Annotated in this window: 11 protein-coding genes; 9 read left to right on the top strand and 2 right to left on the bottom strand. The window is 69.6% G+C overall.

Annotated elements, in window-relative coordinates:
* Positions 1-214: 214 nt before the first annotated feature.
* From ACIQD6_RS11210 to yicI, 9 genes are all read left to right on the top strand, one after another.
* Positions 215-1594 carry an MFS transporter gene (locus ACIQD6_RS11210; RefSeq protein ID WP_401880699.1) on the top strand — a complete coding sequence of 460 codons (1380 nt, stop codon included), beginning with the start codon at positions 215-217 and terminating at the stop codon, positions 1592-1594.
* Between the two features lie 191 nt (positions 1595-1785).
* Complete coding sequence (locus ACIQD6_RS11205; protein WP_401880697.1) at positions 1786-2574, top strand: SDR family NAD(P)-dependent oxidoreductase; 789 nt, start codon at positions 1786-1788, stop codon at positions 2572-2574.
* 97 nt (positions 2575-2671) lie between these two features.
* Positions 2672-3439, top strand: a complete 768-nt coding sequence (locus tag ACIQD6_RS11200) for an SDR family NAD(P)-dependent oxidoreductase (RefSeq protein ID WP_401880695.1) — start codon at positions 2672-2674, stop codon at positions 3437-3439.
* Between the two features lie 22 nt (positions 3440-3461).
* Entirely contained in the window at positions 3462-4121 is a 660-nt protein-coding gene (locus ACIQD6_RS11195; RefSeq protein ID WP_401880693.1) for a hypothetical protein, read from the top strand.
* A 134-nt stretch (positions 4122-4255) separates the two neighbouring features.
* Entirely contained in the window at positions 4256-5380 is a 1125-nt protein-coding gene (locus tag ACIQD6_RS11190) for a LacI family DNA-binding transcriptional regulator (protein ID WP_401880691.1), read from the top strand.
* A 304-nt stretch (positions 5381-5684) separates the two neighbouring features.
* Positions 5685-6875: an extracellular solute-binding protein gene (locus ACIQD6_RS11185; RefSeq protein ID WP_401880690.1), complete on the top strand. Its 1191-nt coding sequence runs from the start codon at positions 5685-5687 to the stop codon at positions 6873-6875.
* A 10-nt stretch (positions 6876-6885) separates the two neighbouring features.
* Positions 6886-7842, top strand: a complete 957-nt coding sequence (locus tag ACIQD6_RS11180; protein ID WP_401880688.1) for a carbohydrate ABC transporter permease — start codon at positions 6886-6888, stop codon at positions 7840-7842.
* Positions 7843-7847: 5 nt separating this feature from the next.
* Complete coding sequence (locus tag ACIQD6_RS11175) at positions 7848-8666, top strand: carbohydrate ABC transporter permease (RefSeq protein ID WP_401880686.1); 819 nt, start codon at positions 7848-7850, stop codon at positions 8664-8666.
* Positions 8667-8808: 142 nt separating this feature from the next.
* Positions 8809-11166 carry an alpha-xylosidase gene (gene yicI, locus ACIQD6_RS11170; RefSeq protein ID WP_401880684.1) on the top strand — a complete coding sequence of 786 codons (2358 nt, stop codon included), beginning with the start codon at positions 8809-8811 and terminating at the stop codon, positions 11164-11166.
* Between the two features lie 191 nt (positions 11167-11357).
* Here yicI and ACIQD6_RS11165 read toward each other — a convergent pair whose 3' ends face one another.
* Together ACIQD6_RS11165 and ACIQD6_RS11160 are read right to left on the bottom strand one after the other, a co-directional pair.
* Positions 11358-12134, bottom strand: a complete 777-nt coding sequence (locus ACIQD6_RS11165) for a chitinase (protein WP_401880682.1) — start codon at positions 12132-12134, stop codon at positions 11358-11360.
* Between the two features lie 138 nt (positions 12135-12272).
* Positions 12273-12791 carry a lytic polysaccharide monooxygenase auxiliary activity family 9 protein gene (locus ACIQD6_RS11160; protein ID WP_401880680.1) on the bottom strand — a complete coding sequence of 173 codons (519 nt, stop codon included), beginning with the start codon at positions 12789-12791 and terminating at the stop codon, positions 12273-12275.
* Between the last annotated feature and the right edge of the window lie 95 nt (positions 12792-12886).

The following is a 12886-nucleotide window of genomic DNA, read 5'->3' as shown; positions in this document are numbered from 1 at the left end:
CTCCCGCCTGTCTCCGGCGAGAGCTCCGCCGGGCTCCGGCGCGCGGCCCCCATCCCTGGGCCGACCCGCCGGAGCCCGCTCCCCCCGCGGCCCCTCCCCGGCCCCCGGGATCCGTCCCCGCCCCGACAGACAGGGCCCAGGGACCGCTCCCCTCCGTTTGCTCCGCACCGCTACGCACCGTCCCCGCGTCCGTTCGCCCGTATCGGAGATCCCCGTGAACTCGTCCGCCATACCCTCCCCCGAGACACCGACACCCGACCTGTCCAAGCGGCCGGACCGGTCCGCCGCGCCGCCGCAGACCGGCGACGAACCGTTCGTGCCGTCCCGCAAGCTGGTCACCCGCGCTTCGGTGATCTGCTTCCTGGCCTGGGTCTTCAGCGTCTACGACTTCACACTCTTCGGCACACTGCTGCCCAAGATCGCCGAGGACTTCGGCTGGTCCACCGCCACCGCCGCCAACGTCGCCACCGGTGTCACGGCCGGCACCTTCGTGGTGTCGCTCTGCGTCGGCCCGATCCTCGACCGGTTCGGCCGCCGCCCGGCACTGATGATCACCTCGGCGGGCGCCGCCCTCACGTCCGCCGCGACGGCCCTGGCCGGCGGTGCCGTCTCGATGGTCGGCATCCGCGCCTTCTCCGGCTTCGGCTACTCGGAAGAGGTGGTCAACACCGTCTATCTCAACGGGATCTACGGCAAGCACCCCAGGCGCGGCCTGCTCTTCAGCTTCGTCCAGAGCGGCTGGCCGGTCGGCGCCCTGGTCGGCGCGGGCGTGACGGCCCTGACCCTGCCGACCTTCGGCTGGCGCGGCAGCTTCGTCATCGCGGCCGTTCCCGCGCTGGTGATCGCCCTCGTGGTGCGCACCCTGCCCGAGTCCCCGGTCTTCCTCGGGATCAAGAAGGCACGGAAGCTGCGGGCCGAGGGCCGCTCCGAGGAGGCCACCGCGGTGGAGAAGTCGGCGGGGATCGAGCCCGCCAAGGAAAAGGTGGGCCTGCGCGAGGTCTTCGCGCCCGCGCTGCGCCGGCACACGCTGTGTCTGTCGGCGGCCTGGCTCCTCAACTGGATGGGCATCCAGATCTTCTCCGTGCTGGGCACCACGGTGCTGGTCGAGGCGAAGGGCGTCTCGTTCGGCAGCGCGCTGATCGTGCTGGTCCTCGCCAACCTGGCGGGCTTCTTCGGTTACGTCTTCCACGGCTGGCTCGGCGACCGGATCGGCCGGCGTACCACCATCGTCATCGGCTGGAGCTGCGGTGGCGTGGCCATGACCGCGATGCTCTTCGGTCCCACCACGACCGTGTTCGTGATCGGCCTCTACGCCCTCGGGCTGTTCTTCCTGACCGGGCCGTACTCCGCGATGTTGTTCTACATGAGCGAGTCGTTCCCGGAGCAGGTACGCGGCGTCGGATCCAATGTGGCGCACACCATGGGACCGGTCGGTGCCATCGCCGGTTCGGCGCTGCTCGGCGCCCTGCTCTCGGCCGGTGCCTCGATGACCACGGCGGCCTTCGTCGCCGGAGCCATCGGCATCTTCGGTTCCGGACTGGTGATGCTCGGCGCGCGGAATGTCGACCACCGAAGTGCGCCGGCGGCGGCCTGATCCGGTCCGGGACGGTCGCCACGCCACGTCGATCCGCCCGGCCTCACACACTCCCGCCCGACGAATCCGATCACTCCCGCCCGATGAATCCGATCACTCCCGTCCGACGAACCCGATCAGTCCCATCCGACGAACCCCGAGCCACTCCAGCAGACCCCACTCACTCCATCCCACTCGGAGACCTGAACACCATGACGGGACACGCACAGCAGGACACGGCGCGGCGCGGCGCCGCCATCATCACCGGAGGCGCCAGCGGTATCGGCCGCGCGACCGCGGTCGCGTTCGCCGAATCGGGCGTCGACACGGTGATCGGTTACCACGCCGCCGACCCGCACGATCCCCAGCAGACGGTCGACGCCGTCGCCGCGGCCGGCGGCCGATGTCTGGCCGTCGAGGCGGACGTCGCCGACAGCGCCGGCCCGGAGCGACTCGCCCAGGCCGCCGTAGACACATACGGCCGGCTCGACATCGCCGTCGCGGCGGCGGGCATTCTGCGCCGGGCCCCGCTGGCCGAACTCACCGACGACGCCTGGCAGATCATGCTCGGCGTCGACCTCACCGGGGTCATGCGCACCTTCCGTTCGGCGGTGGCCCGGATGGAGGGGCCCGGCGCGCTGCTGGCCGTCTCCTCCATCGCGGGCGGTGTCTACGGCTGGGGCGATCACGCCCACTACGCCGCCGCCAAGGCGGGCGTGCTGGGACTGGTCAGGTCGCTCGCGGTGGAGTTGGCACCGCGCGGGATCCGGGCCAACTCCGTCATCCCCGGCCTGATCGAGACCCCGCAGTCACTGGACGCGCGCAACTCGCTCGGCCCCGAAGGGCTCCGCGCCGCGGGCGACGGCATCCCGGCCGGCCGGGTCGGACGCCCGGAGGAGGTGGCCGCCGCCATCCGGTTCCTGTGCGCGCCGGAAGCCTCGTACGTCACCGGCCAGCAGCTCATCGTGGACGGCGGGTTGACCGTCCGCTTCCCCGACTGAGGCCGCGCGCCCGGCCGTTCCCTGCGCGACTGTCGCAACCCCGCCTGTTCCGCGCGCACTTCCCCCTTTCAGTGCCGATCGACTTTACGGAGGCCCCATGAGCACCGACACCCCGCACCGGCTCCGGCCCGGACCGCGCACCGTACTCATCACCGGCGCGGCCAGCGGTATCGGCGCCGCCATCGCCGAGGCGTTCGCCGGCCAGGGAGCCCGGCTCGCCCTCGCCGACCGGGACACGGAAAAGCTGGAGGCTCTGCGCGACCGGCTCACCGGCGCCGCCGTCACCACCCTGCACACCGTCGATGCGGCCGACGCCGATCAGGTCAGGGACACCGTGGAGGACGTGGTGCACCAGCACGGCGCGGTGGACGTCCTCGTCAACTCGGCCGGGATCCTCACCGAGGTCCCGCTCGTCGAGATGGACCCGGCCACCTGGGACGAGACCATCGCGGTGGACCTGCGCGGTGTGTTCCTCAGCTGCCGGTACGCCCTCCCTCACATGATCGAGCAGGGCGGCGGGCGGATCGTCAACATCGCCTCGCAGCTCGGCCAGAAGGGCGGCGAGGGCCTGACCCACTACTCCGCCGCCAAGGCCGGTGTCATCGGCTTCACCAAGGCGCTCGCCCGGGAAGCGGCCCCGCACAACGTCCTGGTCAACGCCATCGCCCCGGGGCCGGTCGAAACCCCGCTGGTGGACGGGCTCAGCCCGGACTGGAAGCGGGCCAAACAGGCGGAGCTGCCGCTCGGCCGGTTCGGACGGCCGGAGGAGATCGCCCCCACCGTGCTGCTGCTGGCCTCCGACCCCGGCGGCAACCTCTACGTCGGGCAGACACTCGGCCCCAACAGCGGCGATGTGATGCTCTGAGATCTGAGAGAGGCGGAAGACCATGTGCGGCGCATGCGGGCGTCTCGCGACCGGCTGGCCGGAGCGCGTGGCGCCGCTCGGACAAGGGGGCACGGTCGCCCGGCACCGTGCCGTACGGCGGCTGTTGTCCGGTACGCGCGTGACGGTCCGGCCGTGGCCGGGCGGCGGTTGGCAGTTGGCGGACCGGGCGGGTCGCTGGCGGCACTGCCCGGACCTCGAAGCTCTCTGGACGACCGTACGGTCCGTCGCCGGAGCGGTGATCACCCCTGAGCCCGGCGACGACACCGACGCGTGGACCCGGCCGGACGCCGGTACGGCGGACGTCTGTGCACCGGACTCCCGCATTCCGGACTCCCGTATCCCGGACTCCTGTGTCCCGGACCCGCGTACGTCGGACCTCGGCACCGCGGGCGCCCGCGCCTCAGCCGTCCGTACCCCCGACCCGCACGCCCTCGTCGTCTGGACGTCGGCCGTGCTGCGCGCGGGTCCGGCTCCCGAGCGGCTGGTCGTACGGGCGGCGGGCTGGCGGCTGACCGGCGCGGCGGGTTCGGCGGCCGTCGTGGTGGCCCGGTGCGACGGCGAAGGCCTGACCGTCGAGGCCCCCCAGGGCGCCCGCTCGCTCGCCGATCATCTGGCAGCTCACCTGTCGGAGCTGTCGGTGCCACCGCCGGGGAGCCGTTGACCTGGTCCCCTGTCCTCCGCCCGCGCTCCACCGGGCCCGCTGGCGCCGGTGCTCGCGAACCCGTTCGATACGATGGCGCCTCACCGCCCGGCCACAGCGGCGGCGACGTGCCCGCACCATCGAAGGGGTCGAAGATGGCTACCATCAGGGACGTCGCCCAACGGGCCGGGGTCGCGCCCAGCACCGTCTCGTACGTCTTCAACGGTTCCCGGAGCATCTCCGAGGAGACACGCCGCCGCGTCCAGGAAGCCGTGGACGCGCTCGGGTATCACCCACGGGCCAGCGCGCGGACGCTGCGCAGCAGCCGTACGCATGTGATCGCCCTCGCGCTGCCGCGCGCGGCCGGGCTCCAGCACACCGTGGACGGCCGGTTCGCGATCGATGTCAGCGATGCCGCCAACGGCCTCGGTTACGACCTGCTGTTGACCACCTCCCAGGACAAAGCGGAGGGACTGCGGCGCGTGGCGCTCAGCGGACTCGCCGACGCGGCGGTACTGATGGCCGTCGACATGGAGGACGCCCGGATCGATGTCGTACGGGAACTGGTCTTCCCCGCCGCTCTCATCGGACGGCCGGCCGACGAGGATGCCCTGCCGTGGACCGACCTCGACTGGGAGGAGGCCGCGGCCCTCGCCGTATCCGAACTGGCCGCCGCAGGTCACCGGGACATGGTGTATCTGGCGCCCGGTGAAGCGGAGGTCCGGGGCCGGCGCAGTTACGCGCTGCGCGGCATCGAGGGCGCCCGACGTGGTGCTCGTACCACCGGCGCCGCCGTCAAGGTGGTCCACTCGGTCAGCGACCCGGCCCAACTCGCCCACCGGCTCCGTGCGTTGTTCGGAGAGGGGACGGACCGTTCGGACGGTACGGACGGTACGGACAGCGCGGTCGGCACGCGCCCCCCGGGCCGTGGTTCCGGCAAGCCGACGGCCCTTGTCGTACAACACCCCTCCGCCCACCACCACATCCTGGCGTCCGTGACCGCGGCCGGTCTCCGGGTGCCGGAGGATCTGGCCGTCGTCGTCATCGGCAGCCTTCCCGGCGATCCGTCGAGCCGCCGGCTGCCGCGCATCGAACTCCCGGTGGAGACACTGGCCCTTGAGGTCACCCGGCTCGCCGTGGCCGCGGCGACGGCGCTGCGCGAGGACGTCCCGAGGAGTACGGAGCCCGGTGCGCGGCTCCTCGCCGACTCCGTCGGACATCTGCTGATCCCGCCGGTTCTGCTGCCGGGGGCGGTTCCCCTCGACCCGCCGCGGCGCTGACCGGCTCGGAGATTTCATCGGCCGCTCCGGCTCTGCCGTACCTCTTGTCGCCGTTTCGGCGAGGGCCTAGCATCGCCGCAGCACAGCGTCGAATCGATTCGACATGATGATTCGACACGCCACCATCCGTAGACGCGGACCGCCGACTCCGTACCGCGCCGGCCCCCGCCCCCGATCCCGCCCCGACCTCGCCTCGTACCACCTCCGTCTCCTTTACAGAGCCGTAGACCGAACGGAGAGCCACCTCATCATGCAGTTCTCTCGTCGATGTCCTCCGGCGCCGGCCGCGATCCTCCCGGCCGCCATGGCCACCGTTCTGCTGACCGTGTCCGGCGTCTCCGGGTGTGCGAAGGAGCCCGACCCCGGAGTCATCACGGTGCTGAACTCGGCGACAGACATCGAACACACCCAGGAGCAGGAGTTCTACGACCGCTGCGCGAAGCCGCTCGGTGTGAAGGTCCGTCAGGTCAGCGTGCCCGCCGACCAGGTGGTGTCCAAGGCACTCCGGATGGCCTCGTCCCACTCGCTGACCGACATCCTGGATCTGGACGGCTCCGAGCTGCCGCAGTTCGCCGCCACCGGCGGTCTCGTCCCGTTGAGGAACGCGGGAGTCGATGTCGGCGGAATGTCCGCAAGTGCGGGGACCATGGGCAGCTTCAAGGGCACCCAGTACGGCATCGCCCGGTCGGTCAACTCCCTCGCCCTGATGTACAACGTCGACCTGTTGAAGAAGGCCGGCGTCGAACCGCCCACCACCTGGGACGAACTGCGGACGGCCGCCAGGAAGCTCACCCGGGGCAAGACATACGGGATGGCCTTCAGCGCGACCCCCGACGCCGACGGCGTCTACCAGTTCCTGCCGTTCTTCTGGTCGGCCGGCGGTGACGAATCCCGGCTGGACGACGGCAGGGGCGCCCCGGCGCTCCAGCTCTGGAAGGACCTGATCGACAGCGGGTCCGCCTCCAGCGCCGTGGTCACCTGGAACCAGCAGGACATCGCCGAGCAGTTCATCGCCGGGCGGGCCGCGATGATGATCAACGGTCCCTGGAACGTGCCGGTGCTGAACGAGCACAAGGATCTGAACTGGGCGGTCGCCGCCATACCCGTCCCCGAGGCAGGCCGGCCCCCGGTGCCCCCGATCGGCGGCACGGTCATGACCCTTCCCCGTACCGGCGACTCCGGACGGCAGAAGACCGCGGCAAGGATCATCAACTGTCTCAACGAGCAGCGGAATCAGGTCGATTGGGGCCAGTCCCGGAACAACGTACCCACACGCGTGACGGCGGCGGCCGAATACAAGGCCAAGAATCCGAAGCTCGGGGCGTTCGCCGACGAAGTGGGCACCGGCCGCTCCCGCACCGACCGCGTCGGGGAGCGGTGGCCCGTCGTCTCCGACGCGCTGGCGAGCGCCTTCCAGTCCGTGCTGACCGGCCGCTCCACCCCCGAAGCCGCCCTGAAGCGGGCCCAGTCACAGGCCGTCGCGGCCGGCGAGTGAGGAAACCGCCATGACCGTCACCGCCACCTCCGTCCCCGCGTCGCCCTCCGCCGGGACCGCCACGGCCAAGCGCGCGCCCGGACGCCGGGGTTCACTGCTGCGCTGGGGCTTTGTCGCCCCAGCCGTCCTCTACATGCTGGTGTTCTTCGGCTATCCGCTCGTACGCAACGTCACCATGAGCTTCCAGCACTACACGCCACGCACCTACTTCACCGGTGAGGCGCCCTTCAACGGCTTCGACAACTGGCGCGGTGTGTTCGACAACCCGCTGTTCACCGGCTCGCTCGGGCACACCCTCGTCTTCACCTTCGGTTCCCTGCTCGGCCAGTTCACCATCGGCCTGGCACTCGCCGTGTTCTTCTCCCGCCGCTTCCGCCTGTCCGGCGTCGTACGCGCCGTCCTGCTGCTGCCCTGGCTGGTCCCGATGGTGGTCTCGGCCGTCATCTGGCGCAAACTCCTGGACCAGGACAGCGGGGTGCTCAACACCCTGCTGACGAACCTGCACCTCACCTCCGAGCCCGTACCGTGGCTCAGCAGCCCGAGCATCGCCCTGATGTCCGCGATCCTCGTCAACATCTGGATCGGCATCCCGTTCAACATGGTGATCCTGTACGGCGGACTCCAGGAGATCCCCCGCGATCTGTACGAGGCCGCCGCACTCGACGGTGCGGGAGCGTGGCGTACGTTCCGCAGCCTCACCCTGCCGTTGCTGCGCCCGGTCGTCACCGTCGTACTCATCCTGGGCTTCATGTCGACGGTGAAGATCCTCGATCTGATCCTCGCCCTGACCGGCGGTGGTCCCGCCGACTCGACCCAGACCCTCGGCACGGTCACCTACCAACTCTCCTTCCAGCAGATGAACTTCGGGCAGGGAGCCGTGGTCGGCAACGTCCTCATTCTTGTCAGCGCGGTGTTCGCCGTGCTCTATCTGCGGGCCAACCGCACCGACTTCGGACCGGGGAAGTGACCGCCATGACCGCCACCCGTACCCCGCGCCGGAGCGGCAACACCGTTGTCGCGCTGATCATTCTCGTCATCCTGCTCTTCCCGCTGTACTGGATGCTCAACATCGCCCTCCAGCCCGGTGAGAGTCTCGCCGCGACCCACTGGCTGCCCACCTCGCCGGGATGGGACAACTTCCGGCGCGCACTGAGCAGTCAGGGCGATTCGCTCCTGACGAGCCTCGTGGTCTCGCTCGGCGCGGTCGCGGTCTGTCTGGCGCTCGCGGCTCCGGCGGCGTACGGACTGGCCAGGCTGAGGCTGCGCGGCAGCCGGACCATCGTGTTCGGCACACTGATCACCCAGATGGTGCCGGGCATCGTCATCGCGAACGCGCTCTACAGCGCGTATGTCGACCTGCATCTGGTCAACTCCGTGCTCGGACTGATCCTCGCCGACGCGTCGCTCGGGCTGCCGTTCTCGATCGTGCTGCTGCGGGCCTTCATGGTGTCGATCCCGAAGGAGACCGTGGAGGCGGCGCTGGTCGACGGGGCGAGCCGGTTCACCGCATTCGTCCGTGTCGTGCTGCCGATGAGCCGCAACTCCCTGATCACCTCGGGCCTGTTCACCTTCCTCTTCGCCTGGTCGGACTTCATGTTCGCGCTGACGCTCAACACCACGGACGACGTCAAGCCGATCACACTGAGCATGTACGAGTTCATGGGCGCCCATGTCAGCGACTGGGGCGCGGTCATGGCGACGGCTGTCATCTCGGCCGTGCCCGCCGCGATCCTGCTGGTGGTGGCCCAGAAGTATGTCGCCGCGGGAATCACCGGCGGCTCCGTCAAGTAGACCGGCCGCGGCAGAGCGGCCACTCCGGACATACTGAACGTACCGGACGCACCGGCCGCGCCGAACAGACCGACCGCACCGGGCACATCGACCCACCGGACACACCCCCGGAATCCACACACGAGCAGGAGCAGGAGCACTGATGAAGTTCACTGACGGCTACTGGCAGATGCGTCCCGGCGTCACCGCGAGCTACGCGGTCTCCGTGGCCGACGCCGTCGTGGCCGACGACCGACTCACCCTCTACGCGCCCGTCACACAGGTGAACCACCGGGGCGACACTCTCAACGGCCCGCTGCTGACGGTCGAGTGCTGGTCACCGGCCGAGGGAGTGATCGGTGTCCGCTGCACCCACCATGGCGGAGGCGTCCCACGGCGCCCGGAGTTCGCGCTCGCGTCCGGCGCGGAGGGCTCCCACGCCAAGGTGGTCAGAGAGGGTACGGCGATCGAACTCACCTCCGGTGACCTCTCGTTGAAGACCGACACCGACGCCCCCTGGCAGCTGGACTTCACCGCCGGCGGGCAGACCCTGACCTCGGTCGGCAGGCGCGGCGCCGGTTTCATGACCGATGCCGAGGACCGTCACTTCATGCTCGCGCAACTGGCCCTCGGCGTCGGTGAGAGCGTGTACGGGCTCGGCGAGCGCTTCACCCCGTTCGTCAAGAACGGCCAGACCGTCGACCTGTGGCAGGCGGACGGCGGCACCAGCAGCGAACAGGCCTACAAGAACGTCCCGTTCCACCTCAGCAGCCGGGGATACGGCGTCTTCGTCAACCACCCCGGCAAGGTGTCCTACGAGATGGGATCGGAGGCCGTCGGGCGGGTCCAGTTCAGCGTCGAGGACCAGTCGCTGGAGTTCTTCGTCATCCACGGCCCGAGCCCCAAGGAGATCCTCGCCCGGTACACCGCGCTCACCGGCCGCCCCGCGCTGCCGCCCGCCTGGTCCTTCGGCCTGTGGCTGTCCACCTCCTTCACCACCTCGTACGACGAGGCGACGGTGAACCGGTTCGTGCAGGGCATGGCGGATGCCGAAATCCCCCTGAGCGTCTTCCACTTCGACTGCTTCTGGATGCGCGAGTACCAGTGGTGCGACTTCGTCTGGGACCCGGACGTCTTCCCGGACCCGGACGGCATGCTCGCCCGGCTGAAGGAGCAGGGCCTGCGCGTCTGCGTCTGGATCAATCCGTACATCGCGCAGAAGTCCGCGCTGTTCGCGGAGGGGATGGCCGAGGGCTACCTGCTCAAGAAGCCCGACGGCGGTGTCTGGCAGTGGGACCGGTGGCAGGCCGGCATGGGGCTGGTCGACTTCACCAATCCGGCAGCCCGCGAATGGTACGCCGGGAAGCTGCGCCGGCTGCTCGGCCAGGGCGTCGACTGCTTCAAGACCGACTTCGGGGAGCGCGTGCCCGTCGATGTGGCGTGGCACGACGGCTCGGACCCGGAGCGGATGCACAACTACTACACGCAGCTGTACAACGAGACCGTGTTCGACCTGCTGCTGGAGGAGCGCGGCGAGGGCGAGGCGGTGCTCTTCGCCCGCTCCGCCACCGCCGGCGGGCAGCGGCTGCCCGTGCACTGGGGCGGCGACTGCGAGTCCACGTTCGACGCGATGGCCGAGTCGCTGCGTGGCGGACTGTCGCTGGGGCTGTCCGGTTTCGGCTTCTGGAGCCATGACATCGGGGGTTTCGAAGGCACCCCGTCGCCCGCGGTCTTCAAGCGCTGGGTCCAGTTCGGGCTGCTCTCGTCGCACAGCAGGCTGCACGGCAGCAAGTCCTACCGGGTGCCGTGGGACTACGGCGAAGAGGCCGTCGCCGTCACCCGCTCCTTCACCCGCCTCAAGCACCAGCTGATGCCGTACCTCTACCGTTCGGCGACCCAGGCCAGGGACACCGGCACGCCCGTGATGCGCGCGATGCTGCTGGACTTCCCCGACGATCCGGCCTGCCGTCCGCTCGACCGGCAGTACATGCTCGGCGACGACTTGCTGGTGGCGCCGGTCTTCACGGAGGAGGGCACGGTCGAGTACTACGTGCCGGAGGGCACCTGGACCAATGTGCTCACCGGCACACAGGTCTCGGGACCCGGCTGGCAGCACGAGACACACGGCTTCGAGACCCTGCCGCTGCTGGCCAGGCCCGGCTCGGTGATCCCGTTCGGCGCCGGGTCCGAGGGGCCCGAATACGACTGGTCGGACGGCGTGACGCTCCGCGTGTACGCCCCGGCCGACAGTGATCTGACGGATCGTCATGGACCGTACGGTGGGCGGCCGGAGGGCGGAGAAGTCGTCACCTCCATCCCCGCACCGGACGGATCGGGTGCGGCGGCGGTCTTCACCACCCGTCGGACAGGTGACGAGATCGTCGTGGAGACCGGGAGTGAACTGCCCTGGAACGTACTGCTCGTGGGGGCCTCCGCCACGGGCGACGGGATGGCCGACCCGCTCGGCGCGCTGTACGCCTGCCCGGCCGGCACCCACCGGCTGACGGCCCGCTGGGCATGAGCCGTCGGCGGCGCACACGTGCCGCCCTGTCGTGACCGTGACCGTGTCCTGACAGACAGACAGACAGACAGACAGACAGACAGACAGACGGACAGATGGGTGCCGCCGACCGGAAGGCCGACGGCACCCGTCCCTGCCGGCGTGGCCGACGCTGTCACCAGCTCAGCTGCTCAGCACCGGAGGCTGCCGGCTCAGCAGCTGAGGTTGCCGCCCGGGTCGACTCCCAGGACCTGGGCGAAGCTCCTGTACTTGTCGATGCGGCTCTGTACCTGGGCCGGATTCCCACCGTTGCATTCGAGGCTGCCATTGATGCTGCGAATGGTCTCGCCGAATCCGGCACCGTTCACCATGGCATTGTGCGGTGTCATCGTTCCCGGACCGTTCTGCGTGTTCCAGTACCAGAGTCCGGTCTTCCACGCGACGGCCGAGTCGTTCTGCACGAGGTCCGGGTTGTTCAGCAGATCGATGCCCAGGGCGTCACCCGCGGCCTTGTAGTTGAAATTCCAGCTGAGCTGAATCGGGCCGCGCCCGTAGTACTTGGCCGTACCCGCCGGGCAGCCGTAAGGCTGTGTCGCGTCGCAGTAGTGCGGGTAATTCGCCTGGTTCTGCTCCACGATGTGGACGAGGCCGCCGGTCTCGTGGCTGACATTGGCCAGGAAAGCCGCGGCTTCCTGCTTCCGTACGGTGTCGCTTCCCGTTCCGGTGAATCCCGGATAGGCGCTGAGCGCGGCGGTCAGACCGCTGTAGCTGTAGAACGAGTTCCGGTTGGGGAACATCTGATTGAACTGGGCCTCGCTGACGATGAAATCGGCCGCCTTCGTGTCGGGCGCGGCCTGGGCGACCGAGGACGTCCGCGTCGTGAGGTCCGGCTGTCCTGTCTGCGCGACGGAGGACGGTGCGAGGGCCAGCAGGGAGAGTGCGGCGGCCGCGGTGGTCGCGGAGAGAAGTCCGATGGCGCGTTGACGCATGTGGTGATCACTCCTCATGCCGGGCCGCCGCGCGTGCGACGGCCCGGTACGCGTGTGGTGGGGGGTGGATGGCGGGATGAGCCCCCGCACGGGAAGAACAGGGGCTCACACGCCGCGCGTTGGAGCGGGACCGGCTCTTCAGCCGCCGACGTTCACGTCGATGCAGGCGTAGAAGGCGTTCGAGGTGTCCGCGATGTTCCAGACAGCCAGCACCTTCTGCTTGCCGGACAGGCCACCGAAGTTCACCTGGTGGCTGACGGTCTCGCCCGGCTGGGCCCCGTTGTCGTTGAACTCGGCGATCTTCTGGCCGCCCGCGTAGTACTGCCAGGTGCTGGTGGAATGACGCGCCGTCAGCTTCCAGTTGAACGAGGTGGTGCTGCTGACGGGCGTGACGGCCCAGCCCTTTGAATCGTCGTCGAGGTCGGAGAACCGTGAATTTCCACCACTGCAACTGGTCAGGCCCTTGGGCCCTTCCACGCTCTGCGGCTCGTACGTGATGTCTCCGCAGCTGATGGTCTTGGCAGCGCACTGGGCCTGCCTGCTCGGCGGCGAAGAGATATATCCGTGAGCGCTGGCGGAACTTGCGGGAATGCTCATGGCGAGCACCGGGGCGACAACGGCTCCGAGCGCGACGGCCAGCTTCCTTTTCGCGTGCATGATTACTCCTTCACATAGGCCTTCCCGCACGCTCTCCGATTCATGGGGGAATGCGGAACAGGGCGGGCCGGCCTCTCGAGTGTGGGGGGCCAAGA

Origin of the sequence: Streptomyces sp. NPDC088400 (genome assembly GCF_044753355.1) — a bacterium.
GTDB lineage: Bacteria > Actinomycetota > Actinomycetes > Streptomycetales > Streptomycetaceae > Streptomyces.
The sequence above is the reverse complement of the archived record's forward strand: the minus strand, read 5'-3'. Positions and strand labels throughout refer to the sequence as shown.

What these genes read in the sequence shown, in the direction of transcription:
- ACIQD6_RS11205 (WP_401880697.1), top strand. Translation starts at nt 1,786, where the DNA reads ATGACGGGACACGCACAGCAGGACACGGCGCGGCGCGGCGCCGCCATC.
- ACIQD6_RS11200 (WP_401880695.1), top strand. Translation starts at nt 2,672, where the DNA reads ATGAGCACCGACACCCCGCACCGGCTCCGGCCCGGACCGCGCACCGTA.
- ACIQD6_RS11195 (WP_401880693.1), top strand. Translation starts at nt 3,462, where the DNA reads ATGTGCGGCGCATGCGGGCGTCTCGCGACCGGCTGGCCGGAGCGCGTG.
- ACIQD6_RS11190 (WP_401880691.1), top strand. Translation starts at nt 4,256, where the DNA reads ATGGCTACCATCAGGGACGTCGCCCAACGGGCCGGGGTCGCGCCCAGC.
- ACIQD6_RS11185 (WP_401880690.1), top strand. Translation starts at nt 5,685, where the DNA reads ATGGCCACCGTTCTGCTGACCGTGTCCGGCGTCTCCGGGTGTGCGAAG.
- ACIQD6_RS11180 (WP_401880688.1), top strand. Translation starts at nt 6,886, where the DNA reads ATGACCGTCACCGCCACCTCCGTCCCCGCGTCGCCCTCCGCCGGGACC.
- ACIQD6_RS11175 (WP_401880686.1), top strand. Translation starts at nt 7,848, where the DNA reads ATGACCGCCACCCGTACCCCGCGCCGGAGCGGCAACACCGTTGTCGCG.
- yicI (WP_401880684.1), top strand. Translation starts at nt 8,809, where the DNA reads ATGAAGTTCACTGACGGCTACTGGCAGATGCGTCCCGGCGTCACCGCG.
- ACIQD6_RS11165 (WP_401880682.1), bottom strand. Translation starts at nt 12,134, where the DNA reads ATGCGTCAACGCGCCATCGGACTTCTCTCCGCGACCACCGCGGCCGCC.
- ACIQD6_RS11160 (WP_401880680.1), bottom strand. Translation starts at nt 12,791, where the DNA reads ATGCACGCGAAAAGGAAGCTGGCCGTCGCGCTCGGAGCCGTTGTCGCC.